Here is a 26,445-nt window from a genome sequence, read left to right as displayed (position 1 = left end):
CCTACGTCACCTTCGGGCGGTAACGCTGGCGGAAGTCGCGCGGGCTTTCGCTGGTCAGCCGCTTGAACATCACGCTGAGGTATTCGGGGTGCTCGAAGCCGATGGCTTCGGCGATCTCGGCCAGCGTCATGTCGGTATCGAGCAAGAGCTGCTTGGCCTTGTTGATCTTCACGTTGCGGATCTCCTCCTGCGGGCTGCGGCGGAGGAATTTGCGGAAGCGGCGCTCCAGCAGGCTACGGCTCAGGTTGACGCGGCGGGCCAGGTCTTCGACGCGCAGGGGGCCGGTGGCCTCGCTCTGGATGATGCGCAACGCTTCGACGATCGCAGGGTCTTCCACTGCGAGGATGTCGGTCGAGCGGCGCACGACGACCGCCCCCGGGTCAATGAAAGTCTCTGCCGCGACCGGCTTGCCGTCGAACAGGCCATGCAGGGCCTGGGCTGCCCGGTAGCCCCAGTCGGCGGCGTTGATCGGCACGCTGGAGAGGGGAGGGTGGGAGAGGTTGGCGCGCACGCTCTCGTTATTGGAGCCGAGCACGGCCACTTCGTCGGGGATGCTGAGGCCGACCTGGTGCACCGCCGCGATCACCTGCAGCGCACGGAGGTCGTTGCACGCCATCAGGGCCAGCGGGTGCTCCAGTTCCTTCACCCAAGCGCCGATACGCTCTTGCTCGGCGATGTCCCAGTCGGGCGTCAGTTGCTGGGTGTAAATTGTCTCCAGTACGGAGCATTCGCAGCCCACCGCCTGCACGGCCTCCATGAAGCCGCGCCGCCGTTCGCACGACCACGTTTCGTTGCCGAAGCCGCAAAAGGCAAAGCGCTTGAACCCGCGCTCGATAAAGTGCTCGGCCGCCACGTGGCCCACCGCAAGGTTGTCGGGGCGCAGCTTGGGCACACCCGGGAGCAGGATAGGGGAGTCGTCGAGGTCCACGCAGGGGATGCCGCGCCGCACGCACTCTTCCAGTAGCGACGAGGAGCGGTGGCGGCAGATCACGCCGTCCCACTCACGGCGGAACAGCCAAGCGTGGTTGCTGACCGACATCGACTGGTCGTCGAGGAAGAAATTCCAGTCTGCATTTTCCCGCTCGTAGGCAGCGATCCCGTTCAGGATGCCGATATTTTCCTCCATGCGGGTCTGCAGGATCAGGGCAACGTTTTTGGTGGAATCGGTAAGCATGCAGGAGACCTGTCTGTATATAGACGGCTTGAGCGTGGAAAGACAAGACATGTGCCAAAATCACACAAACCTTTCACGCTCGTTCTCATGTTTTTAATCCTAAAGGTCGTGATAAGATTCGTCCGTTCCCAAGACACTTAGTCTGACCAAACACCCCCCTCCTTATTACTCCAATGATCGTTTCGCCCCGCATGTTCTCGCGGGCGTACTGGTTGCTCGGGATGCTCCTGCCCGCAGCGGCCGTATTTGCCCAAACCCCTGCTGCTACCCAAACCGCCGACTCGGAAGAAGTCTTCGAACTCAGCCCCTTCGAAATCACTTCCTCCGGCGACATCGGCTACGCCGCCACCGAAACCCTCGCTGGCACCCGCCTCCGCACCGAGTTGCGCGACGTCGCCAACTCCATCACCGTCGTCAACGAAAAGTTCATCCAGGACACCGGCGTTACGGATACCCAAAGCCTGCTCGTCTACACCACCGGCACGGAGGTGGGAGGGCTGCAAGGTAATTACCTCGGGGCCGGAGACGCCAGCCGCCTGCGTGAGCAGAGTGCCGTGGCACCCCAAAACAATACGCGGGTCCGTGGCCTCGATTCGGCCGACAATGTGCGTAACTTCTTCCTCTCGGATATCCCGTGGGACGGCTACAACGTAGGCCGCGTAGACCTGCAGCGTGGGGCCAACAGCATGCTCTTCGGCATCGGCAGCCCGGCAGGTATTATCAATACCAACCTCCGAGAGGCCCAGTACAATACCATGGGCGAGGTGGAATACCGTTTTTCGGAACACGACTCCCACCGAGTCTCCGGTGACTACAATGTCGAAGTCCTCGATGACGAGCTGGCGGTGCGAGTCATCGGCCTCTATGAGGATGAAAAATTCCAGCAAAAGCCCGCTTTCGAGCGCGACAAGCGCGTCTTTGGCTCTGCCCGCTGGGATCCGAAGCTGCTCAAGTTCGAGAACGCCAGTACCACGATCAAGTTCAACTACGAGAACGGCGAGATCCGCTCCAACCGTCCGCGCTCCACTCCGCCGATCGACCGAATCACCCCTTGGTTCACGGAGCTGAACCAGCAGACCTATGGTGCGATCAACATGCACGGGACCAGCTACGACGAATGGCTCGAGCTTGGTCAGCCTGCCGACTACGGCGCAGTCAATCGCACGCTCCAGCGCGAAGGCTCGACGGCGGTAACGAACCCCAATTACCAGCCTTGGGTCGCGGGCCGTGGCGGCGACTACTTTGGCGGGCCGATGGTCATCTTCCCCAACAATAGTTCGCGGGATCAAGCCTTCATCATGCCGGGGCAGTGGGAGGCCACTGCTGCTGTCCCCGATGGCTTTGGGGGCGTGCCGTTCCAGGCCTGGTACGGGATTCAGACGTATGAAGAGTATGCCCGCCTCGCCCAGCTTCCCGGCCACCAGATCGGTGCCTTTAAGGAGAAGCTGCTGACCGACGACAACATCTTCGACTTTTACAACAACCTGCTCGACGGCCCGAACAAGCGCGAGTGGACCGATTTCGAGGCTTACAACTTCACCATTCTCCAGAGCTTCTTCGATCACCGGGTGGGCATTGAGTACGCCCGGGACTACCAGGAGGTGGACCGAGGCCAAATGCAGACCATCAGTGGCAGCGGCTACGCGTTGACCGTCGATGTCATGGCGACGCTGCCGAACGGCCAGCCCAACCCCAATGTGGGCCGCGCCATGGTTGCCTCGCGCGGTGGCTCCAACGATAGCCGCCACAGCGAACGCACGACCGATCGTGTGACTGCCTACGGCGAGCTCGACTTCTCCGACTTCATGGAAGCAGACAGTCTTCTGACGCGCATCCTGGGGCGGCACCTCTTTACCGGCGTCTATACCACCATGGATTACGACGTCGATTCGTATGCCTGGGAGCGTTTCGCAGCGGAAGAAGACTACTTCCCCGCCGACAAGCTGGCAGTCAGTGAAGGCGAACGCCAGGTCTCGACCCTCAGCTATCTGACCGATCCACTTTTCGGCGTTTCCCTCGGAAATCTCAGTGTTCCCCGCATTGGTGCCATTCGTAACCCCACCGGCGGCACGATCCCGCTGTTCAGCCTCGATGTTGTCAATCCGGGCTTGCCGATGGACGATCTCGACCGCTACCAAGGCTGGACGGATACGCAACTCGCGATCCTGAACGCAGAACGTGGAGATCGCACCGCTCTCTATACGCCTGGCGGCACTTCCATGTCCCATAACGAGATCGATTCCTACTCGCTCGTATGGCAAGGGTTCCTGATGGACGGGCTTATCGTGCCGACCGTAGGCTGGCGCGAGGACAAGGCGCTTTATGCCACCTCTGGAGGCGGTTTGCCGGGTGAGACCGGCTGGTATATTCCCGATAGCGCGGCTGATGCCTACCCGACCATCCCGGACACGAATCGCCGCTATGCCGAAGTGGAGGACGAAAGCCTGACCTGGGGCGTCGTGCTCCACATGCCGGATTCCATTCGCGAAAAACTGCCATACGGCCTCGACCTCTCCGTCCACTATGGCGAAAGCTCCAATTTCCGGCCCCAGCCCGAGCGCGTCGACCCACTGGGCAACCCGCTGCAGTCGCCCACCGGCGAAACAACCGAGTATGGCTTCACTGTCAGTGCCCTTGAAAATCGCGTGATCTTCAAGGTCAACTGGTACGAGACCGACGTGACCAACGCCACCCTCTCCAATGCGGTCACCAACGACTATCTGCTTGGGTATGGCGAGGCCTGGGCCTACCAGTTTGCGGTGCAGGCCAAAACGGCCTACGAGTTGGGCCGCCCCTATGGTTCCTTCACCTCCAACTTCAATGAAGGCGGTAACTTCTTCCTGCCCTATGAGCCGCAGGAGGGGCAGACGGTTGAGGAAGCCCGCGACGCGATGCTGGAGACCGTCAACGCGATCATCGACAATCCGCCGCCGCAAAGCCTGCAGCAGGCCTGGGGCTACAACCTCAACCAGTGGGCGGCGGGCGATACCTCGGGTGGAATCAACATCACCTATCTGCAGGATGTCACCGTCACAGGCGACACCCATTCCGAAGGTATTGAGTTCGAGTTGACGACCCAGATCACCCCCAATTGGAACGTCACCATCAACGCAGCCAAGACGGAAGCCACGCGCTTCAACATCGCGGAGTCCATCGCCGCCTGGGTCGACCAACGCTATGCCTTTTACCAAGGTCCGGGTGGTGACGCTCGCTTCTGGTGGGGTGGTGCTGGCACGGAGACTTTACGAGGCAAGTTCGAGAGCGAGTTCTATGGCAACTACCAGCTCCAGCAGCTCCTGGAAGGCTCCAATGTGGCCGAGCTGCGCCCCTGGCGCGTCAACGTCGTCACGAACTACAGCTTCAGCGAAGGGCCGCTCAAAGGCGTCAACGTCGGGGGAGCCTACCGCTGGCAAGACGAGATCCTGCTCGGCTACGGCATCGCGGAAGATCCTGATTCGTCCGTCGGCTATCGCTACGACCTCAGCAAGAAATACTACGGCGATGCCGAGAGCGACTTCGACTTCTGGGTGGGCTACCAGCGCGACTTGCCGCGCAACCTCCGCTGGCGCATCCAGCTGAACGTGCGCAACGCCTTCGCCGACAACGAGCTCATCCCGGTGACGGTGCAGCCCGACGGCTCGCCCGGTGGTTTCCGCATCAAGGAAGGCACCAGCTGGTTCCTCACCAACACCATCAGTTTCTAGAGAAATCGAACCTCTCGGAACGCTCTTATCGACAAGGGGATAGTCGATAAGGAGTAGCGCTACAGATCAGTAAGGGGGCCTGGGCCAGCCGGTCCAGGCTCCCGCTACTCCACTTCGACGGTCCCTTTTTTTTTGACTCGGCGAAAGCCTGGCGAGGCGTTAGATCGCTTCAGCCCCGTTTGCATGCGCTGTCGCAATACCCCCTTTCGTTGCGCAGCCGCCTTTTGACTCCTCCTGATCCCATGACGCCCCCTGTAGATTCCAAAGCTCCCGCCATGACGCCCGACGGCAGGCTTGGCCTGCGCGAAAAGCTGGGCTATGCCTCCGGCGATTTCGCCTCGGTCTTGTTCTTCAAGACCTTCTCGTCGTTCCTGATGTTCTTTTATACCGACATCATCGGGATCGAGGCGGCTGTGATCGGCACGATGCTCATCGTTACGCGCATCTTCGATGCTGCGAACGACCCGTTGATGGGGATCCTCTGCGACCGCACCAAGTCCCCTCATGGCAAATTCCGCCCCTGGCTGCGCTGGATGATCCTGCCCTATGCGATCAGCGGCATTCTCGTGTTTACGGTGCCAGATGTCGCTCAGGCGTGGCAGATCGTCTACATCTACATCACCTACACGCTGGCGATGGTCTTTTACACGATGATCAACATCCCATACGGGGCGTTGATGGGCGTCATGACGCCGAATTCGGCGGAGCGCACGATCCTTTCGTCGTTCCGCTTCTACGGCGCCTATGGGGCCAATTTCCTGGTGCAGGGCACGATCCTCGTGCTCGTGGTGTGGCTTGGCGGTAGCGCCGACGGCCAGACGGCCACCCAGGCAGGCTACGTCTGGACGATGGTGCTCTATGCGCTGATGGCCGGCGGCATGTTCCTTTTCACCTTTGCCTCCACCCGTGAGCGCGTTCAGCCGCCCAAGGAACAGAAGTCCGACATTGGCAAAGACCTGGCCCAACTGGTGCGCAACAAGCCGTGGGTGGCGATGATTTTTATTGGCGTCACGACGATTATCTGGATCGCGCTACGCGATGCCTCGATCCTCTACTATTTCCGCTACTACGTGGTAGGGGCGGTGGAGGAAACCAGCGAATTCGTCAAGCTGGCCACCACTTTCAACCTCGTCGGCACCCTTGCGACGCTGGCCGGTGTCGCCTGCACCAAGCTGCTGACGGATGTCTTCGGCTCGAAGCGCAGTGCTTACGTCTGGCTGACTCTGCTCACCGCTGCGACGGCGTGTCTCTACTACTTTGCGGGGCCGGGCGCGGTGACTTACATCCTCGTGTTGCAGGCCATAACCTCGTTCATGATGGGGCCGCTGATGCCGCTCTTCTGGTCGATGATCGCCGATACGGCCGATTATTCGGAGTGGAAGTGCGGGCGGCGCTTCACCGGGCTAGTGTTCTCGGCTGGCACTTTTTCGCAAAAGGCGGGCTGGGCCATCGGGCCGGGGATCGCGGGCTGGCTGCTGGGCTACTACGGCTTCAAGGCCAACGTGGCGCAGAGCGAGACGACGATCGAGGGCTTGCGGCTCATGATGTCTTTCATCCCGTCGGCGGTGGCGGTGGTGGCGGCTGGGCTCGTGTTTTTCTACGGCATTACGCGCAAGGTCGAGGTCGAGATGGAAGCCTCGCTCAAAGCCCGCGCGCTCGAATCCTGATCTTTTCCCTTCTAACCCCCTTGATACTCCGATGAACCAACGCTCCCTTCTTGGCCTGTTCGCCCTTGCGCTGGCCTTGCCGCTCGCGGCGAAAGACATCCACGAGCTCAACCAGTCGCTCAGCCCGGGCATCAACCTCGGCAACACGCTCGAAGTGCCTGCCGATGGCTCGTGGACCGATGTGGTCAAAGCCGACCCGAAGATGATCGACCGCATTGCCGAGCAGGGCTTTGCCTCCGTACGCGTGCCTATCCGCTGGTCGGACTACGCGGCCGACACGCCTCCCTACACGATCCAGCCGCAGTTTTTCAAGCTGGTGGACTCCATTGTCGACCGCGCGCTCGACCACGACCTGAAGGTCATCATCAACGTCCATCACTACAACGAGTTTTACGAAGACCCGTATGCCGAGCTGCCGCAGTTCCTCGCGATCTGGCAACAGGTGGCGCAGCACTACGAGGGGTACGACCGCGACGAGCTGTTTTTCGAGATCCTGAACGAGCCGCATGGCAACATGACGCAAGAGCTGTGGGAGGCGATCTACCCGCCGGCGCTCATGATCATCCGGCAGGAAAATGAGGACCGCCCGGTCTTGATGGGCGGCAGCCCGTGGAACGGCTGGCAGACCTTGGCCGACCTCGATTGGCCGAAAAACGACGACAATCTCATCGCCACCTTCCACTATTATCTGCCCTTCGAGTTCACGCACCAGGGAGCGGAGTGGCTGGAAGAGCCACCGCCGGTCGGCACGCGTTTTACCGACTCGATTGAGGAGCTGGTGGCGATGTCGAGCCACTTCGCGCAGGTCAAGGCATGGGCCGATGGTCTCGGGGTGCCCGTTTGCGTAGGTGAGTTCGGGGCCTACTCGACGGCCGACATGGAGTCGCGCGTGGCCTACACCCGCACCGTGCGCGAAATGTGCGAGGCGTTCGGCTTTTCCTGGCACTACTGGGAGTTCGCATCGGGCTTCGGCATCTATGACCCGCAGACGGGCAAATACCGCACCGGCTTGCGCGACGCTTTGCTCAAGGATGCCCAATAGCAGTCTTGGGCTCTGTGGCCTTGGTTGGGAAGCCGGAGGGGATCGGCTCTCCGGCTTTTTGGTATCGAAATGCTTCGTATGAATTGTGCTACAATAGGTATTTATCGTATGGATAAATGGGGCGGTGTATGGGTTCATAACTGGGATTGACATACGCGTAACTTTGTCGCGAAAGTGCCGTAATTCGCAGGCTTTCGACGCATTCGTTGGTGAATTATTGCATAAGTATAACGTGTGGTTTGCGTTTATGATCATCGGGTAAGATAGTTTGATAAATCAACAGTTTAGGGTCGTTTAAGGTGGCCACATTCGAGTCGGAAATAAAGAGGTGTGCGCGCTCGAAGTACACCTCTCATTCGACTCGAACCATGAAGCTATCTCGCTCGATCAAGTATTATACCACGCTGCTCGGCGCTCTCGCGCTGCCGCTGACGCTTGCGGCTCAAGCGGAGCCCATGCTCCTGACCGATCCCTTCCTCCAGTTGCCGACCGAATCGACGATCAACGTCGTGTGGTTCACGGAGTTCGAAGGCTCCAGCCACACCGTCGAGGTGGGCGACGCGTTGGACGCCTCGTTCCCGGCCACCACGACGAAGCTCTCCCGCGTGGCCGAAGACGGCTCCTCGTGGGTCAAGACCCAAGACGGCAACGGCAGCCTCTACAGCGCGACGACCGAGCGCGATATCTGGCGCCACGAAGCCACCGTGACGGGCCTGAATCCCGGCCAGCGAGTGCCTTACCGCGTCGTCAGCGTAGATGGTGAAGCGACCGTTGAGAGCGAGACCTACAGCCTTGCGCCGGTGCCACCCAAGGGCCAGCCGTTGAAGATTCTGATGACATCGGACCACCAGCTCAAGGCCATGACGCCGGCCAACCTGCAGAAGGTGGTCGAGACGGTGGGAATGGTCGATGCCGTCTTCTACGCGGGCGACCTGCAGAACATCCCGGACCGCGCCTCGGAGTGGTTCGACGACAATCGTGGCTTCTCCTACTTCGCTGCTTTGCAGGGTCGCGTGCAGGTCTTCAACCCGGAAGATCCTTACACCGGCGGCGCCATTATTCAGAATGCCCCGCTGTTCCCCGTCATTGGTAATCACGAAGTGATGGGTAAATACGATCTGTCGCAGAGCCTCGGCAATCAGTTCAATTTTCCGCAACCCCGCTGGTATGCCGAAAAGCGTTATGAAGAACAGAAGGCCGTTCTCAACCCTTCGAATGATCCCACCATCCGTGAAGAGTGGATCACCAACAATTCCTTCAACTCGATTACTTACGAGGAGATCTTCAGCCTGCCCGCCGACGGCCCCGATGGAGAAAAATACTACTCCATCGAGTTTGGCGACGTGTTTCTGATGGGCCTCTACACCACACGCATCTGGCGCTCACCCACGATTAACGACAACACCCGTGGCAAATACAGCGAGCGGGTGGCCGATTACGAAAACCCCGACATGTGGGGCTTCGGCGACTTCCTCTTCTGGGACTTTGCGGAAGGTTCGGCCCAATACGACTGGTTTGCCCAACAGCTCGAAAGCGAGGCCTACCAGAACGCCGCCATCCGCTATGTTTTGACGCACCAGACGAGCCGTGGCACGGGCGACAACGTCAACCCGCTGCTCGCCGAGCCGGTCCAGACCATCGAGCGCGGGACCGACGGCGAAATCTCGTTCATCAAATATGAATACCCGCCCGAGCAGGACGTTTTCCACCGCGACTTGCACCCGCTGATTGAGGCTGCGGATGTCGACATCGTGCACTTCGGCCACTCCCACCTCTGGGTGCGCCTCTTGACCGATGCGGGCGTCAACTATATCGAGACCTCCAATGTCGGCAACAACTACGGCAGCTACATCGAGGGCTACAAGGCGCGCAGCAACGCCCCGCGCGACCCGCGCTACGAGGCCAAAAACTACTTTACGGTCGGCGACCCGTGGGGCGCGGAGCCGATCATGCCAACGATCGCGCCCGTGATGCAAAACCCCAACGACGCGACTACGCTGCCCACCATCGACAGCAATTCGATCACCGTCTTCTCGATCCTCGACACCGCGACGCAGACCGTCTCCAGCTACTACTTCGATACGGCCCAGCCGGAGAGCGCAGTGGTGAAGTTCGACGAATTTTCGGTGCTCAACCAGGAGGTGGGCGCGTTTTCGCTCGACCAGACCTCTGCCGAACCCAGCCAACAGGGCGGCAGCTACGACGTTGCGGTGACTGCCAACCCGGCCGGCACCGGCTGGACGGCTTCGACCGAAGTCAGTTGGATCAGCTTCGAGGGCAACACTCGCCAGTATGGCGACGGCACCGTCCGCCTCGTGGTGGCCGAAAATCCCTCCACCGAGCCTCGCCAGGCCACCGTGCTGATCGGCGGGCAGGAATACACCGTCACCCAAGCAGGTCTGGACGTGCAGGCGATGATCGACCAGGCCGTCAACGCGGCTACCGAGGGCGTGACGCTTCCCGCTCCCGGCTCGCTCGTGCGCGAAATGGCGGCCGAGCTTGCCCTGCCGATCACCACCACGCCGGCGTCCCTTGCCTGGATGGCCGAAGCTTCTGCCGATTGGCTGACGCTGCCCACGACCTCCGGCACCGGTGAGACCGAGCTGACGATCCAGGTCGCTCCCAACGAGGGAGCGATGGCCCGCGCCGCCACGGTCACGATCAACGACACCACGTTTATGGTGGTGCAGGCGGGCTCGGGTGAGTTGGGTAACTTCTTCGGCGGCCTGTCGGAGATCAACAGCGTCTCGCGCGCCTACTCGCCCTGGCTCGGCTCGATGTATCTGCAAGACTTCCCCTGGGTCTTCCTCTACGACTCCGACATCGGCTGGTCGTATTGGACGGAAAATGATGACGGCGGTTACTACTTCGTCGATCAAGGCAGTGGGGAGTGGCTGTACACCAGCGAAGCCGTCTACCCCTGGGTCTGGGGCTCGGCTGGCTGGCAGTTCCGCCACACGGCCAACTGATCCGGCAAATCGTCTTCTGTGCTCAAAAAAGAAGCGTCCGGGAGTTCCCGGACGCTTTTCCTGTAATCTCTCCTTACTATGTCTGTCTGGTCAGTCTCTCTGTGATGAGGGGTCGTCTATATAGATCAGTAACAACAAAGGCTCGATCCGCTCAGATCGACCACGGGGCGGGCACGATCTTGTAGCCGTCTTGCGTCTTGCGCAGGTAAACGCCGTCGAGGTCGAAATACTCGATGTCGCGATACCAGAGGCTTTCGGCGTCGGCTGGCAGCTCGTTGGAGACGGCGCCCATGGGCGGTTCGTTCCAGATGAGCCCGCTGGCGGTGCGGCGGAAGAACTGGCCGTCGCGGTAGGTAAATTCGTAGCTGTCGATCCAGAACGAATAATCGGCGCTGGCTCGGGTTGGGGTGGGGGGCTCCGCCACGGCAGGGCGCGACTCCACGACGACCGTGCGCTCGATGACGACCGGACGCTCTACCACCATGTAGCCGCCGCTGACCGAGCGGTAATAGACGTCGCCGCAACGATAGTAGGGCAAGTCGTTGTAGACTACCCGCCTGTAGCCGGGCGGCAGGATAGGGATGATCGCACCGCGCGGAGCCGGGACGACCACGTAGCCTTGCGGCAGGTGCCGGTAATAGACGCCGCGCCGTTCGTAGTAATAATCCTGCCCGACGCGCACCGAGATAAAGCCGTTGGGGATCCCCATCTCGAATGTGACCGAAGAGGAGGGCGGAGCGGGCACATAACGCACTGGCGGCGGTACGTAGCGGACGGGAGGCCGGTAGTGCCAGTGGTCGCGATCATGATCGTGGCGATCCCAGCGGTCATCGCGGTGGCGGTGTCCGTCGTGCCGGTCGTGATCATCATGGCGGTCTCGATCGCGGGCGAAGGCGGGAACCGTCGACAGGCTCAGCGCAAGGGCGAGCAGGGGAATGGTGGCGAGGGTTTTCATCGAGGAAGCCAGAACGGCGGTGATCTCAGGGGTGGGGAGCTGCATGCTCACGGTGATGATATACCCTTAAACCCGCGTCCTTGGCCGGTGTTGCGGCTTCGTGATCAGCGGTAGCTGCCGAGGACGAGCGGTCAGCTACTCACCCCTTCGCTCCCGGTCTTCTCCTGAGGTTGAAACGCCAATTACCGTTCGCGAGTTGAAGGCGCTGCAATCATTTGCAATAGTATGCCTGCCGGGAATGCCCCCGCCCGGCCCCCGCGTGCAATTGTTTTCACCCCCACGCTCCCCGATGAAGCTCCCAGCCCTGACCCTTGCCATGATCAGCCTCGCGGCCGCTTCGGCTCATCCCCAGTCCTTCTACGACCGCCACGTCTTTTTCGACTTCAGCTCATCGCCCCACGCCGCTGAATACAGCGGCAGCCGGGTGATCGCGCCCAGCACGTTGGAGACCCATGAAGGCCGCTTCCCGGTCGACACCAAGCGTTTTCACAGCGCGCCCAACGGCCTGCGCCTGCACTGGCGGTCTGCCCCCGGCGGCGACTGGCAGATCGACGTGCAGATCCCCCGTCGCTACGCCCGCACCTTCCACTTCGAGGGCGACGCGCTCAGCTTCTGGGTCTACCCGGAGGACGAAGTCACCTACCACAACTCCCCGCTCGTGTTCCTGCGCGACAGTGCGGGCAACGGCACCGGCACCGTCCGCCTGGTCAAAGATCAGGAGACCCTGCCTGCCGGGAGGTGGACCCGTGTCACCTTGCCCTTCGCCAGCTTCCACGAGGGCCTGTACCAGGGAACTGCCGATCCCAAGTTCCGCCCGGCCGAGCTGATCAGCGTAGCCTTTATGCAGGGGCTGGACGATGACGAAGACCGCACGCTTTATCTCGACGATTTTTTCGTCCACCCGCAGGACTTCGACGACACCACTCCTCCGTCGGTGCCGACGCGCCTGCGTGCCCAAGGGGCGGAGCGTCACGTCGACCTGAGCTGGCAGCCGAGCGAGGCCGACGACCTGCTGCAATACCGCATCTACCGGTCCGACGACGGCGAGACGTTTCGGCCCATCGGCCTCCAGCAGGGGCATTTGACGCGGTTCGAGGACTTTGTGGGCGAGCCGGGCCAGACGGTCTTCTACCAGGTCAGCGCGGTCGATCTGGCGGGTAACGAATCGCCCCTGACCGCGCCGGTGCAGGCCGAGACCCGCCCGATGAGCGACGACGAGTTGCTGACGATGGTGCAGGAGGCTTGCTTCCGCTACTATTGGGAGGCTGCGCACCCGTCATCGGGTCTTGCCCCGGAGGTCTACCCCGGCGATCGCAAGCTGGTGGCGCTGGGGGGTAACGGCTTTGGCGTGATGGCCTTGCTGGTGGCGACGGAGCGGGGCTTCGTCACGCGTGAGCAGGCAATCGGCCGCATGCAGAAGATTCTCGGCTTCCTGGACCGGGCGGAGCGCTTCCATGGCGTGTGGCCGCACTTCCTCGATGCCGAGACGGGCAAAGCGGTGCCGTTTTTTGGCAAATACGACAACGGGGGCGATCTGGTCGAAACGGCCTTCATGATCCAGGGCCTGTTGGCGGCGCGGCAGTATTTCGACCGCGACACGTCTGCCGAGCGCGCGATCCGCGAGACGATTACACGATTTTGGGAAGAGGTGGAGTGGGATTGGTATCGCAAGAGCGAAGACAGCCGCTACCTCTACTGGCACTGGTCGCCCGACCACGGCTTCCACATCAGCCACCCGCTGATCGGCTGGAACGAGACCTTGATCATCTACCTGCTGGCCATCGCTTCGCCGACCCACCCGGTGCCGGCAGACCTCTACCACACGGGCTTTGCGGGCACTGCCGACGAGGCGGTGAAATACCGGCAGACCTGGAGCCGCACGACCGAGGGCGACCATTACGTGAACGGCAATACCTACTACGGCATCCCGCTGGAGGTGGGTAGCGGCTCCGGCTCGGACCTGTTTTTTGCGCATTTCTCGTTCCTGGGCTTCGATCCGCGCGGTCGTCGCGACGCTTATACGAATTACTTCGAGAACAACCGGGCCATCGCCTTGATCAGCCAGGCCTACGCTATCGACAACCCCCGCGGCTTCGACGGCTACGGCGCCGATTGCTGGGGCCTCTCCGCCGGCATCAATACGGGCGGCGGACGGGCTCAGCCCCGCGACGACAACGGCACGATCAACGTCATGGCCTCGCTGGCCTCCATGCCTTACACGCCCGATGAGTCGATGGCCGCGCTCAAGCACTTTTACCGCGTGTTGGGAGATCGCGTGTGGGGCGTCTACGGCTTCCACGACGGTTTCAACCAGTCTCAAGGCTGGTTCGAGGAAGTCTACATGGCGCTCAATCAGGCACCCATCACGGTCATGATCGAGAACCACCGGAGCGGCCTCGTCTGGGATCTTTTTATGGCCAACCCCGAGATCCAGCCTGCGCTCGACGCCATCGGCTTCCATGCCGACCCCGCAGAATAATCCCACCCCCCTTTCACTGCCCCAATACATGAACACCCTGCCTTTTTCCCGACGCGAAACGTCTCTGCTGTGCCTGCTCGGCCTGCTGATCTTTGTCGCCGCGCGCGCCCAGGCCTATGTCGAGCGCGCGACCGGCTTCAGCGGCCTCGTCGGCGACCGGATCGCACTGTTTCTCCCCGCCGATCTGCCCATCGAGCAGATGCCGCCATCCCTTGCCCTGCTGGAGCGGCCGGAGCCGAAAGGCGCGTTGCCAGAGGGCTGGCAGGTGCAGCCGCAGTTTTTCCTCGGCGATGAGCGCACGCGGGTGACGATCGAAGTGCCGCCCGGCACCAGCCTCTACGGCACGGGCGAAGTCACCGGCCCGCTTGAGCGTTCGGGCCAGAATGTGACGCTCTGGAACCGCGACAACTACGGCTACCGCGACAACGGGGGGCACCAGCTCTACCAGTCGCACCCGTGGGTACTGGCGGTCCGGCCCGATGGCACTGCCTTCGGGATGCTGGCCGACACCACCTGGCGCAGCGAGATCGCGCTCGACGGCAAGATCGAGTTTACGAGCGAGGGTCCCTGGTTCCCCGTCATCGTGATCGAGCGCGAGTCGCCGCAGGAAGTTGTCTCGGCGTTGGCCGACCTGACGGGTCACATGCCGCTGCCGCCGCGCTGGGCGCTGGGCTACCAGCAGAGCCGCTGGTCGTATTACCCCGACACGCGGGTGCGTGAGATTGCCGATGAGCTTCGCCAGCGCCGCCTCCCGACCGACGTGATCTGGATGGACATCGACTACATGGACGGCTTCCGCGTCTTCACCTTCGATCCCACTGGTTTCCCGGAGCCCCACGCGGTCAACCGCTACCTGCACGAGCACAACTTCAAGGCGGTGTGGATGATCGACCCGGGGATCAAGGTCGACCCGGATTACTTTATCTACGAGGCCGGGACGGAGGGCGACATGTGGGTGCAGGACGCCTTTGGGCAGCCGTTTGTGGGCGATGTGTGGCCGGGGCCCTGCGTCTTCCCGGATTACACACGCCCGGAAGTCCGCGAGTGGTGGGCCGATTTGTATGGCGACTTCATGGCCACCGGGATCGACGGCGTCTGGAACGACATGAATGAGCCCGCCGTGGCCAACGTGCCCAGCAAGACGATGCCGCCGCACAACTGGCACCGGGGTGGGGGCGACCTGCCGGCAGGGCCGCACGCCCGATACCACAACGTCTACGGCATGCTCATGGTGCAGGCCACGCGGGAAGGCATCCTCGATGCAAAGCCCGACAAGCGCCCCTTTGTGCTCACGCGCGCCAATTTTCTGGGCGGCCACCGCTACGCCGCCACCTGGACGGGCGACAACCTTTCGACTTGGGAGCACCTCAAGTGGTCGATCCCCATGACGCTCAACCTCGGCCTTTCCGGCCAGCCCTTCAACGGGCCCGACATCGGGGGCTTCGGCGGCGATGCGGAGGCCGACCTTTATGCCAACTGGATCGCGGTCGGCAGCCTGTTCCCGTTTGCCCGGGGCCACGCGACCAAAGACTCCAACGCCAAGGAGCCGTGGGCCTTCGGCGAAGAGGTGGAGGGCGTTGCCCGCACCGCACTGGAGCGGCGCTATCGGCTGTTGCCCTACCTCTACACGCTCTTTGAGCAGAGCGCGCGCAACGGCTTGCCGGTGATGCGCCCCACCTTCTTTGCCGACCCGACCAACGCCGAGCTGCGCGGAGAGGACGAGACCTTCCTGCTCGGTGATGACCTGCTGGTGGTACCCGTCTGGGCCTCGGCTCCCGCCCCGTTGCCGGGCACCTGGCGCCCCATCTCGCTGGTCGGCGAGCCGGCGACGGGCGACCCCTACCAGCCGGTGCTGAAGCTGCGCGGCGGGGCCATCCTGCCGCTGGGCCGCGTGGTCCAGAGCACGGTGGAAGACTCGTTGCAGCCGTTGACGCTGGTGGTGTCGCTCAACGAATACGGCAAGGCCCAAGGCACGCTGTATGAGGACGCGGGCGACGGCTTTGGCTACCGCAACGGCGACTTTCTCCGCACGACCTACCGCGCAGAGCGCCGCGGGCAGGAGGTGCACGTGACGGTGGCCGCAACCGAAGGGGATCGTGCCCGCCCGCGCCGCCCGGTGGTGGTCGAACTGGTGACCGACCATGGCGTGACGCGCGCGGAAGGTATCGACGGCCAGCCAGTGGTCATCCCGTTACGTAATTGATCTGGAAATGCTGCCGGGGCGGGCCGATGCTTGCATCGCCGCACGGTAGACCGTAAGACTTACCCCCACGACATGCCACGTGCTTCTTCCAAATCTTCCCGGCTCGATAAAACGGGCATCCTTTCGATCGCGGAAGAGCTCGGCGTCTCGGCCTCGACGGTCTCCCGCGCCTTGCGCTCCGAGACGTCGCACCTCGTGAGCAGCGAGCGACGCAAGGAGATCCTCGACCTCGCCGAACGGCGCGGCTTTACGCCCAACCCCGGGGCGCGCATGCTCCGCCGGGGCGTCAATACCTCGCTCTCGGTCATCGTGCCGCTCGATGAGAGCATCTTTTTCTCGGAGTTCTACGGGCGCTTCCTCGCCGGCACCCTGCGTGCCGCCGCCTCGCGTGGGTGGGACGTGCAGATCCGCACCCTCAAGCGCGGACCCGATCACGACCTGCGCGAAGCGATGCAGCAGGTGAGCCTCGACACTTCGGGCGTTATCTACCTGGCCGAGCCGCTCTCACGCGAAGAGCTGGCGCAGCTCAAGGGCTACCGGCGGCCGCTCGTATTGACGAAGGCCGCCCTGCCTCGCCGCATCGAAGTCTCGGATCTGTCCCTTCCCGTCGTGGGGGTCGACAACGTGGAGGGTGCGCGCTCGGCCGTGCGCCTGTTGCACCAGCTCGGGCACCGGCGGCTGGGCCTCTTGCTGGGGCCGGCGGATTCCTCGCGCGATGCCTACGAGCGCGATATGGGCTACCGCGAAGCCATGCAGGCGCTCGCGCTCGATGCCCGGCCCGACTGGATCCTGCAGGGCTCGTTTTCGTTTGAAGGGGGCAGGGCAATGATGGAGCGCCTGCTGCAAGGCCCGGAGCGGCCGACGGCGCTTTGTTGCGCGAGCGATGAGATTGCTTTTGGCGCGATCACGGCCCTGCAGGCGGCGGGCTTGCGCTGCCCGGAGGATATTTCGATCGTGGGCTTCGACGACGGCTTGTGGGCGACGATGGCCCGGCCGACGCTCACCACCGTGCGCCAGCCCTTGGCCGACCTCGCCGAGCGCGCGGTGGCCGTGATCGTGGAGGCCGCGAGTGCCACAGGCAAGGCGAAGCCCGTGCGTTCCCAACCGGCCGACTTGTCGGCGTCGCTGGTGATTCGCGATTCGACCCGGGTGGCCTGACGTCTTGGCCTCGGCCGGTAGAAGAAGAAGTGGTTCGTGACTTGCTACAGGGTGGCGCTTGTACGTGCTTCTTCGCCGATCCTGAAAAGGTAGAAATGTAATCTTTTGCAGTAATGTAAAAGGCAGGCTTGTTTGGCGCTTTTTGGTATATTCAGCCTGTAAAATAGGGGATTTAAGGTCGGTTTATGGAGGTGAAAAAGCATCTGTCGGGTTTGCAATGCAAATGTTTTCATATTTTAGTATTTGTATGTCGCCGGTCGTGTAGAGGCCGGTTCCATCCCCTCAATCCCAATCAAAGGCTGCGAAACGACTCATTCGCAGCAGGTCGCCGGTGCAACCCGCGATGCCTTGTGCTCGTGAGCGAAGCCTGCGGCAAAAGCCACTCCTCTAACCCGGAACACCCCCATGAACCAGATTGCGCCCTGGAAGTGCCTCCCCGTCAGCGTCCTGACCCTCGGGCTTCCCTTCGCGGTTCTCGCCCAAGCTCCCGCCGACTCCGACTCGATCGCCCCGATCACCACCACGGCCCAAGACCCTGCCGCCACGCCTGCCGCTCCCACGCCTCCGCCCGCCACGACTTCCACCACGCCCGACCCGGATATGCCGGTCTACGAGCTGGAGGCCTTCGCGGTGAATGCCGGCGACGATGTCGGCTACACTGCAGTGGACTCCCTGGCCGGTGGCCGTATCAATACGCCTCTCAAGCTCACCCCGTCGTCCGTCTCATCGCTGACCAGCGTTTTCATCGAAGACCTTGGCATCACCACCGTGCGCGATGCCCTCAAGTGGTCGCCTAACGTCGTCCCGACCGACCAAAGCGCGGGCCGCCGCCTGGGGGCGCCGTTTCAGGACTGGTCGTTCAATTACCGCAGCGCCGGTGCCGGTCAACAAGGCGGCCCCGGGCCCACGCGCAACTATTTTTCGTTTTACCAGAATGCCGACAGCTACAACGTCGACCGGATTGAATTCCTGCGCGGCCCTAACTCCATCGTTTTCGGCCTGGGCACCGTCGGCGGCACGCTGGCCATCTACACCAAGCGCGCGCAGCTCAACCGCGACTTTACCACCCTTACGGGCATTCTCGACAGCAATGGCGGCGCCCGCTTCGAGCTGGATACCAACCAGCGCCTGACTGAACAACTGGCCGTGCGTGTCAACGCCGTGGCCGACGACTTCAAGGGCTGGCAGGAAAACGACAACGGCGAATTCCGCGCCGCCACCGTTGCCTTCATGTATCGCCCGACCGCGCGCACCTCGATCACCTTCGAGGCGGAATACGCGGACCGGGAACGCACGCTCTTTGGCACCACGATCGGCGATGAAGTCTCCGGTTGGGACGGCCAGACCAATTCGGCCACCTGGGGTGCCGCGCCCACCGGAGGTGCGGTCGATGCCACGCAGCCGATCCAGAACGCGGGCGGCTGGGGCGACTGGCTGACTTCATACCCGGTTTACATCCCCGGGCAGGACCCGCAGATCCAACCCTGGGCGGGCGGTTTTGCTTCCAATACCTCGATGCCCAACGGGGTGAAGCTCAATTACGCTCCGCACGCCGGCTTCTACCCCGAAGAGGTCCGCTTCCACGATGGCACCGACTGGTATTCGACCGACCAGATCCCTGTGTTGCCCGACGACGACTGGTCTTACGGCAGCGGCGTGGCCGACACCGAATACAAGGACTTCACGCTCACGGTGGAGCACAAGTTCAACGAGAACTTCGAAGGCACCGTTGCCGTCTACCGCTACGAAGACAACGTCACCGCCAAGTCTTACGAGCCGACCGACGGGGCCGCTATCGACATCAACCAGCAGCTGCCCAACGGCCAGCCCAACCCGAATTACGGCAAGGCCTTTGCGGACTTTTTCCTCAGCCAGCAAGACCAGAGCCGCACCGTCACCGAGGCGCGCGTGCAGTTGAACTACCGCTTTGGCGGCACCTTCATGGACAAGCGCTGGGACCAGCTCTTCAGCGCGTCCGCCGCCTACAAGGAGCTTGAGATCAACGCGCACCAGTATCTCGGTTTCAACGTCGCCCCGGCCGATATGCCCGATACGAGCCAGTGGCAGCAGCACCTTGTGTGGGGCCGCCTCTACCTCGACAATCCGAACCAGCTGATCATGCCGGAGCAGGGGGTCTACTACGCCCAGCAACCCATCGGCTACTGGTACGACTTCGACGACACCTTCAAGCTGAAGGACTTCGCCTTCCTCTCTCACACCCGTCTTTTTGATGAGAGCCTGAGCATTCTCGCCGGCGTGCGTTACGATACCTACACCGAGGATATCCTAGAATATCGTCGCGACGACGGGATGGACCGCTTCTCCAAGCAGGAGGGCGATGGCACGACCTACTCGGTGGGCGGCATCTACTACTACAAGTTCCTCGGCCTCTTCGCCAATTACTCGCAAAACATCCAGCCGCCCAACCCCGGCTCGCAGCCGCTGCTGAGCGGTGAGCGCCCCGATCCCGAAGAAGGCAGCGGCCACGAGTTTGGCGTGCGCATCTCGACCGAAGACCACAAGTATTACCTGACGATCACGCGCTACGACACGCAGTCGGAAGGGCGCCTGATCGAAAACCCGGTCGGCTTGCGCGGCATCTGGGATCGCTACAACGATGCGACCAATCCCGGCGCGCAGAGCCCCATTGTGGCCTATTCCGATACGACCTCAGTGGACGTAAAGGGCTGGGAGTTTGAGATGACGGCGAACCCGACACGCAACCTCCGCCTGCAGGCCAGCTACGCCAAGCCGACCGCCGAAGTGGTGGACTACTACCCCGACTCCCGCGCCTACTTCGATGCCAACATCGACACCTGGAATGCGGGCGTCCAGAACGCCAGTTCGCCGCAAGCGGCGGAAGATCTGCAGAACCAGATCGACAATGTGCGCGATGCGCTCGATCAGGCGGTGCCGGGCGCCATTGTGTCGGGCTCGGTCAAATACACCGCCAGCTTCTTCGCGACGTATACCTTCCTCGACGATCAGCCGCTGGACGGTCTCTCGATCGGCGCGGGTATGTCGCTGACGGGGCGCCGTTATGCGGGCGTCTACGATGGCCGCACCTATTGGGGCGACGACGTGTCGACTACCGATATGGTGATCGCCTACGAGACGGAGATCCGCAACCTGCCGGTGCGCTTCGCGCTCAACATCGACAACGTCTTCGATCGCAACGACCCGATCGTGACGGACTACCACTATACCTACGTCGACCGCAGCGGAGACCGCATCGCGAGCGGCTGGTATATGCAGGCGCCCCGCACCTTCAAGTTTACGGCCCGCGTCACTTTCTAGAGGCGTGAGCACTAGCCGGCGGCCTTTCCCGCGAACGGTCGCCGGCTTCCTGAATTTTGGGCCGCGAGCCCATTCCCAATCACCTTGCGTACACATGGCGATTTCGAACGATATTATCATCTCCAAGGGAGACCCGGTAGAGCTGCGGGACGCGCATCCCCTGCGCCTCCAGTTTTCTGGCGAAGGCGTACCGCTTGCCGTGCGCCACGAAGGGCTCCTGGTCAACCAGTTGATCCCCGACCCATGGGCCGACGGCCTCTTCCGGCTTTACCTGCGCGAATGGCAGGGCGATGCACCTGCGTGCAGCAAGTCGCTGGTGACGGGCAACCGTAATTTTGCTGCCGACGTGGAAGACGCCGCCACCTGGACGGCCCGCCTCGGCTCCGATTTGCGCTGCGGCGTGCATGTGCAGCTTCACCCGAGCTTGCCCGCCTGGGCCTGGACGTTGACGGTCGAAAATCGTGGCAAGCAGTCCCGGACGGTGGATGCCTTGCTCGCGCAAGATCTGGGCTTGGCCGACGAAGCGGCAGTGCGTAACAACGAGGCCTTCACCTCCCACTACATCGACCTCAACCCGGTCGAAGATCCCACGCTGGGCTGGGTGGTGTTGGCGCGGCAAAATCAGCCGATGGCCGAAGGGCGGCACCCGATGCTGGCGGTCGCCTGCCTCGAAGGCGCTGTTGGCTACGCGACCGACGGCTGGCAGTTTTACGGTCAGGACCACCGCCTTACCGGCACGCCCGCCGCGCTGGAGCAGCCGCAGCTGCCTTCGCGCAAGCTCCAATATGAGTGCGCGATGGCCTGCCTGCAGAGCCCGCAGCTGGAGATCGCACCCGGGCAGAGCCGGCGCGTGACATTCCTCCTGCGCCTCTGGCCGCACCACCCGGCGGCTTCGTCGACGGAAGACGTGGAAGGCTTGCAGGCGTTGTTGCCGGCGGACTGGATCCACCACCCGGAGCCTGATTTCTCCAAGCGAGACGGGGTGGACACACTTTTCCGCACCGCGCCCTGGCTGCATGGCGAAGAGCCGACGGCCAGCGACTTGCGCGACTGGTTCCCGGGCGAACACCGCCATCTGGAGCACGATGAGCAGGGCAGGGTGCTCTCGTTCTTTTGCGACCGCCAGACGCATGTGGCGACGCGCGCGAAGGAAGCTACGATTTTGCGCCCGCACGGCCACGTCCTCCGCAGTGGCGACCATACCCGGCTCGATCCGGGCCACTTTGGCCTCACCTGCTACGCAGCGGGCGTCTTTGGTGCGCAGGCCTATCTCGGCAATCCCAACCTGGCCCGCCTGTTGCCGGTCGCGCGCAATGCCCTTGGCGTCAATCGCTCCAACGGGCAGCGGATTTTTGTGCTGGGGGCCGATGGGCAGTGGCGGCAGCTTGGCGTGCCCTCGGCCTTTGCGCTCGAGCCCGGCAAAGTGCGCTGGATCTATCGCCTGCCGGATGCGCGGCTGGAAGTCGCGGCCTGCTGTGGTCAAGACCTTGCCGCCGCCTTCCTGCAGATCCGAGTGGTCGAGGGCGCCACGTTGGCCTTTCTCATCACTCATCGTGTGACGGCGGGGGCGGACGAAGATGAGGCACCGCCTGCCATCACGCCCGAGCCGGAGCTGGGGCGCTCGACGATTCGCCCTGCGCACGACAGCCTGCTGGCGCGGGCTTACCCGAATGCCTGCTTTGCCATCGCGATGGGTGACCCCACCGTGCTCGATTATTTCGACGGCGACGAGGCCATCCGTCCCGGTGCCCGCAGCCGGGCCTATGTGACGATGCGGACGGAGCCCACGCGGCGCTGCGAAATCATCCTGGCGGGCAGCAACGATGGGCTCGACTCCTTGGACACACGGGTGAAGCGAGCCCGCGCCGTGTTGCTCGAAGATTGCCCCGCCAGCGCCCCGCCAGCCGCTCCGCTGCGGATCCGTGGGGGCACCGATGCGGGTGTCTCGCGGGTGCAGGAGATCGTGCCGTGGTTCAACCACAACGCTTCGATCCACTTTTCGGCCCCGCACGGGCTGGAGCAATACGGTGGCGCGGCCTGGGGCGTGCGCGACGTCTGCCAAGGCTCGTTGGAGTGGCTGCTGGCGGTCGATCAGACCACGGTGGCGCGTGAGACCCTGCGGGCGGTCTTCGCCCAGCAATACGCGGGGGAAGGCGGCTGGCCGCAATGGTTCATGCATGCACCCTTCCAGTTTATCCAGCAGCACGAGTCGCATGGTGATGTCTGCCTGTGGCCGCTCAAGGCCCTGTGCGACTATCTGGAACGCACGGGCGACCTGGAGTTGCTCGATACGCCGGTCGGCTATACCGATCCCAAGACGTTTCAGCCCACCGGGCCGCAGGAGCCGTTGCTGGCACATTGCGACCGAATCGTGCACCTGCTGGAGGCCCGGATGGCCAAAGGCACGGCCTTGGTCGACTACGGCGACGGCGATTGGGACGACACCCTGCAGCCTGCCGATCCGGCCCTGCGCACCCGTCTGATCAGCGCCTGGACGGTCGGCCTTGCCTACCACACGCTGCGGCTCTTTCGGGACGTCTGTCAGCGCCGGGAAGACGCCCGACGGGTGACGCATCTCGACGACTTGCTGGCGCGCATGTACCGCGACTTCCACCAATACCTGGTCGTGGGAGGCGTAGTCGCAGGCTTTCTCCTGCGGGAAGATAAGGGCGGGCGTCAACTGCTCCTGCATCCGCGCGACCACTTGACGGGCATCCGCTATCGTCTCTTGCCGATGACGCGCTCGATCCTGGCCGAGCTGTTTACGCCAGAGGAGGCGCAACATCACCTGGAGCTGATCCGCGACGAACTGCTCTTTGAGGATGGGGTACGCCTGATGAGCGAGCCGGTGCAGTACCGGGGCGGCGTATCGCACATGTTCAAGCGAGCCGAGACGGCCGCCAACATCGGGCGCGAGATCGGGCTGATGTATGTGCACGCCCACCTCCGCTATGCCGAGACGCTGGCCAAGGTGGGCGACGCTGTCGGCTGCTGGCAGGCGCTGCAACGGGTCAACCCGGTTGCGCTGCAGGAGGTGCTGCCGCAGGCCGCCCGTCGACAGGCTAACGTGTTTTTCTCCAGTTCCGACGCCGATTTTGCCGACCGCCACGAGGCTGCCGCCCATTGGGACGACCTCAAGGCGGGCAAGATCGCGGTGCGGGGCGGCTGGAGGCTCTATTCGAGCGGTCCCGGCCTGTTCCTGAACATGCTCAAGTCGAGCGTGCTGGGCCTGCGCCCCTCATTTGGCGACGTGGTCTTCGACCCCGTGCTACCGCCCAGCCTCGACGGCCTGGTGGCGGAGGTAAGCCTCTGCGACCGCCCCGTCGCCATCACTTACCGGGTGAAGGTGCGCGGCTTTGGGCCCACCCGGCTGGAGATCAACGGCACGCAAGTGCACGCAACCGCCCGCGAGCCCAACCCTTACCGCCCCGGCGGCCTTCGGGTGCCGGTCGAGATTTTGAAGCCCTTGCTGGCTGACGACCAGAACCGACTCACGATCGAAATCTAATGAATCAAACGATACTGCGCATGAGCCTGGCCTTTGCCGTCAGTCTGGGGTTGGGCCCTTCGGGGCAAGCCCAGACGCCTCCCGTTTCCACCCCGCCCGCGGCCAATGAGGCCGAGATGCGAGCCTTTATCGACGACCTCCTCGCGCAAATGACGCTGGAGGAAAAGGTCGGTCAACTCAACCAAGCCCCCGGTGCCTGGAACGACACCGGCCCCGCCGTGCCCGAAGTGGGTGTCGACGAGATCCGCAAGGGCGCCATCGGTTCGTTCCTCAGCGTCTACGGCAGCGATGTGACGCGGGAGATGCAGCGCATCGCCGTCGAGGAATCGCGCTTGGGCATCCCGCTGCTGTTCGCGCACGACGTGATCCACGGCTTCCGCACCATCTTCCCGGTGCCGCTGGCCGAGGCTTCGAGTTGGGACCCGGAAGCGGCGGAGCTCTCCGCCCGCATCGCTGCCGTCGAAGCCACCGCGCACGGCGTGCACTGGACCTACGCCCCGATGGTCGACATCGCCCGCGACCCGCGTTGGGGCCGCATTGTGGAGGGCTCGGGCGAAGACCCGTACCTCGGTGCGGTCATGGCTGCCGCCCGGGTGCGGGGCTTCCAGGGAACGGAATTGACTGCGCTCGACACCCTGCTGGCCTGCGCCAAGCACTTTGCCGCCTACGGTGCCGCCGAGGGCGGGCGCGACTACAATACGGTAGAGATCTCCGAGCGTGCATTGCGCGAGGTCTACTTCCCGCCCTTCCAGGCAGCGGCCGACGCGGGGGTGGCCACCTTTATGGCCTCGTTCAACGACATTGGCGGCGTCCCCGCCCACGCCAGCAGCTTCCTCTTCAACGACGTGCTGCGGGGCGAGTGGGGCTGGAACGGCCTTGTGGTGAGCGACTACACCGGCATTCAGGAGCTGATGGACCACGGCGTGGCGGCTTCGCTGCTCGACGCGGGCCTGCAAGGCATCCACGGGGGCGTCGATATCGACATGCTGAGCAAGGCCTACCTGCTCTTGCCCCACGCGATCGACGATGGCCGGATCGACACCCAGGTGATCGACGCTGCCGTGCGCCGCGTGCTCGAAGCCAAGTGGAAGCTCGGCCTGTTTGAAGACCCCTACCGCTACAGCGACATGGAGCGGCAGAAGGCCCTGACGCTGACGCCCGAGCACCGCGCTGCCGCCCGCGAAGTCGCACAAAAGTCGATCGTGCTGCTCAAAAACGACCGCAAGGTGCTGCCGTTGAGCAAGGACATCGCTTCCCTGGCCGTCATCGGGCCGTTGGCCGACGATGCGCACTCTGCGATTGGCAACTGGGCGGCAGCCGGTCGCCCCGAAGACGCCGTAACGGTGCTGGAAGGCATCCGCCGCGCGCTGCCCGATACGGAGATCCACTTTACCAAAGGGGCCGACGTGGCGACCGAAGACACCAGCGGCTTTGTGCGCGCGGTCGAGGCCGCGCGGGCGGCCGACGCCGTCGTGCTCGTGCTCGGTGAACACCGCGACATGAGCGCCGAGGCCAAGAGCCGCACTTCGCTCGACCTGCCCGGCGTCCAACGCGAGCTGGCCGAAGCGGTGCTGGAGACGGGCAAACCCGTCGTGGTCGTGCTCATGAACGGCCGCCCGCTGAGCATCGGCTGGCTCGACGAAAACATCCCGGCCATCGTCGAAAGCTGGTTCCTCGGGGTCGAAACAGGCAATGCCGTGGCCGACGTGCTCTTTGGCGACGTCAACCCCAGCGGCAAGCTGCCGATCACGTTCCCCCGCACGGTGGGCCAGGTGCCGATCTATTACAACCACCGCCAGACGGGGCGCCCCGCCGATGCGACGGACATGTATACTTCCAAGTATATCGACGCCCCGTGGACGCCCCTCTACGTATTTGGCCACGGCCTCAGCTATACTGAATTCGACTACGACCACCTGAGCGTGAGCAGCGAAAAGATCACGCCCGAGCAGCCGATCACGGTCGAGTTCGACGTGCGCAATACGGGCGACCGCGCGGGCGTCGAAGTCGTGCAGCTCTACATCCAGGATGTCGTGGGCACGACCGCCCGCCCGGTGCGTGAGCTGCGCCGTTTCGAGCGCGTGCCCCTCGAGCCTGGTGAGACCAAGCGCATCAGCTTTACCCTCCAGCCGGAAGACCTCGCCTGCCTCAGCCCGCAGCTGGAGTGGCGCGTGGAGCCCGGCCAATTCAAAGTCTATGTCGGCGGTAGCTCGGCGGCGGAGCTGAATCGCAGCTTCTCCGTGGAGCCCGCGACGACCGCTTCCACCCAACCCTAGACCCATTACGCCT

Annotated in this window: 12 protein-coding genes; 10 read left to right on the top strand and 2 right to left on the bottom strand. The window is 63.2% G+C overall.

Going from position 1 to position 26,445, the window contains the following annotated elements; translation table 11 throughout:
- Position 1: 1 nt before the first annotated feature.
- Positions 2–1,174: a DNA-binding transcriptional regulator gene (locus tag Q7P63_06925; GenBank protein ID MDP0499819.1), complete on the bottom strand. Its 1,173-nt coding sequence runs from the start codon at positions 1,172–1,174 to the stop codon at positions 2–4.
- Between the two features lie 173 nt (positions 1,175–1,347).
- Between Q7P63_06925 and Q7P63_06920 the strand changes: the two genes are divergently transcribed.
- The 4 genes from Q7P63_06920 to Q7P63_06905 all read left to right on the top strand — a co-directional run bounded on the left by Q7P63_06920 (position 1,348) and on the right by Q7P63_06905 (position 10,556).
- On the top strand, positions 1,348–4,878 hold the full coding sequence (locus Q7P63_06920) for a TonB-dependent receptor plug domain-containing protein (protein ID MDP0499818.1): 3,531 nt from the start codon (positions 1,348–1,350) through the stop codon (positions 4,876–4,878).
- Positions 4,879–5,120: 242 nt separating this feature from the next.
- Positions 5,121–6,545 (top strand): MFS transporter, encoded by a 1,425-nt coding sequence (locus Q7P63_06915; protein MDP0499817.1) that lies wholly within the window; start codon positions 5,121–5,123, stop codon positions 6,543–6,545.
- A gap of 31 nt (positions 6,546–6,576) precedes the next feature.
- Positions 6,577–7,587: a glycoside hydrolase family 5 protein gene (locus tag Q7P63_06910; protein ID MDP0499816.1), complete on the top strand. Its 1,011-nt coding sequence runs from the start codon at positions 6,577–6,579 to the stop codon at positions 7,585–7,587.
- Positions 7,588–7,955: 368 nt separating this feature from the next.
- Positions 7,956–10,556 carry a metallophosphoesterase gene (locus Q7P63_06905; protein MDP0499815.1) on the top strand — a complete coding sequence of 867 codons (2,601 nt, stop codon included), beginning with the start codon at positions 7,956–7,958 and terminating at the stop codon, positions 10,554–10,556.
- A 151-nt stretch (positions 10,557–10,707) separates the two neighbouring features.
- Here Q7P63_06905 and Q7P63_06900 read toward each other — a convergent pair whose 3' ends face one another.
- On the bottom strand, positions 10,708–11,556 hold the full coding sequence (locus Q7P63_06900) for a DUF6515 family protein (GenBank protein MDP0499814.1): 849 nt from the start codon (positions 11,554–11,556) through the stop codon (positions 10,708–10,710).
- A 244-nt stretch (positions 11,557–11,800) separates the two neighbouring features.
- On the opposite strand from Q7P63_06900, the gene Q7P63_06895 reads away from it, so the two are divergent.
- The 6 genes from Q7P63_06895 (at position 11,801) to Q7P63_06870 (ending at position 26,432) form a co-directional block, all read left to right on the top strand.
- The gene (locus tag Q7P63_06895) at positions 11,801–13,990 is read left to right on the top strand and encodes a glucoamylase family protein (protein ID MDP0499813.1); all 2,190 of its coding nucleotides are present in this window, start codon (positions 11,801–11,803) and stop codon (positions 13,988–13,990) included.
- A 28-nt stretch (positions 13,991–14,018) separates the two neighbouring features.
- Positions 14,019–16,193, top strand: coding sequence for a glycoside hydrolase family 31 protein (locus tag Q7P63_06890; GenBank protein ID MDP0499812.1), 2,175 nt, complete (start codon positions 14,019–14,021; stop codon positions 16,191–16,193).
- Between the two features lie 72 nt (positions 16,194–16,265).
- The gene (locus tag Q7P63_06885; GenBank protein MDP0499811.1) at positions 16,266–17,351 is read left to right on the top strand and encodes a LacI family DNA-binding transcriptional regulator; all 1,086 of its coding nucleotides are present in this window, start codon (positions 16,266–16,268) and stop codon (positions 17,349–17,351) included.
- Positions 17,352–17,756: 405 nt separating this feature from the next.
- Positions 17,757–20,648 (top strand): TonB-dependent receptor, encoded by a 2,892-nt coding sequence (locus Q7P63_06880; GenBank protein ID MDP0499810.1) that lies wholly within the window; start codon positions 17,757–17,759, stop codon positions 20,646–20,648.
- Positions 20,649–20,742: 94 nt separating this feature from the next.
- Positions 20,743–24,156: a hypothetical protein gene (locus Q7P63_06875; GenBank protein ID MDP0499809.1), complete on the top strand. Its 3,414-nt coding sequence runs from the start codon at positions 20,743–20,745 to the stop codon at positions 24,154–24,156.
- Positions 24,156–26,432: a glycoside hydrolase family 3 N-terminal domain-containing protein gene (locus tag Q7P63_06870; GenBank protein ID MDP0499808.1), complete on the top strand. Its 2,277-nt coding sequence runs from the start codon at positions 24,156–24,158 to the stop codon at positions 26,430–26,432. The genes Q7P63_06875 and Q7P63_06870 overlap by 1 nt, the downstream gene beginning before the upstream one ends.
- Positions 26,433–26,445: the final 13 nt, after the last annotated feature.

It is taken from the genome of Verrucomicrobiota bacterium JB022, assembly GCA_030673845.1.
Lineage (GTDB): Bacteria > Verrucomicrobiota > Verrucomicrobiia > Opitutales > Oceanipulchritudinaceae > WOUP01.
Note: the sequence above shows the minus strand (reverse complement) of the source record. Positions and strands in the feature narration are given on the sequence as shown.

Excerpts from the sequence above, each read along its gene's own strand:
- Q7P63_06880 (MDP0499810.1), top strand. The coding sequence starts at position 17,757 with ATGAACCAGATTGCGCCCTGGAAGTGCCTCCCCGTCAGCGTCCTGACC.
- Q7P63_06900 (MDP0499814.1), bottom strand. The coding sequence starts at position 11,556 with ATGCAGCTCCCCACCCCTGAGATCACCGCCGTTCTGGCTTCCTCGATG.
- Q7P63_06895 (MDP0499813.1), top strand. The coding sequence starts at position 11,801 with ATGAAGCTCCCAGCCCTGACCCTTGCCATGATCAGCCTCGCGGCCGCT.
- Q7P63_06870 (MDP0499808.1), top strand. The coding sequence starts at position 24,156 with ATGAATCAAACGATACTGCGCATGAGCCTGGCCTTTGCCGTCAGTCTG.
- Q7P63_06920 (MDP0499818.1), top strand. The coding sequence starts at position 1,348 with ATGATCGTTTCGCCCCGCATGTTCTCGCGGGCGTACTGGTTGCTCGGG.
- Q7P63_06905 (MDP0499815.1), top strand. The coding sequence starts at position 7,956 with ATGAAGCTATCTCGCTCGATCAAGTATTATACCACGCTGCTCGGCGCT.
- Q7P63_06890 (MDP0499812.1), top strand. The coding sequence starts at position 14,019 with ATGAACACCCTGCCTTTTTCCCGACGCGAAACGTCTCTGCTGTGCCTG.
- Q7P63_06875 (MDP0499809.1), top strand. The coding sequence starts at position 20,743 with ATGGCGATTTCGAACGATATTATCATCTCCAAGGGAGACCCGGTAGAG.
- Q7P63_06925 (MDP0499819.1), bottom strand. The coding sequence starts at position 1,174 with ATGCTTACCGATTCCACCAAAAACGTTGCCCTGATCCTGCAGACCCGC.
- Q7P63_06910 (MDP0499816.1), top strand. The coding sequence starts at position 6,577 with ATGAACCAACGCTCCCTTCTTGGCCTGTTCGCCCTTGCGCTGGCCTTG.
- Q7P63_06885 (MDP0499811.1), top strand. The coding sequence starts at position 16,266 with ATGCCACGTGCTTCTTCCAAATCTTCCCGGCTCGATAAAACGGGCATC.
- Q7P63_06915 (MDP0499817.1), top strand. The coding sequence starts at position 5,121 with ATGACGCCCCCTGTAGATTCCAAAGCTCCCGCCATGACGCCCGACGGC.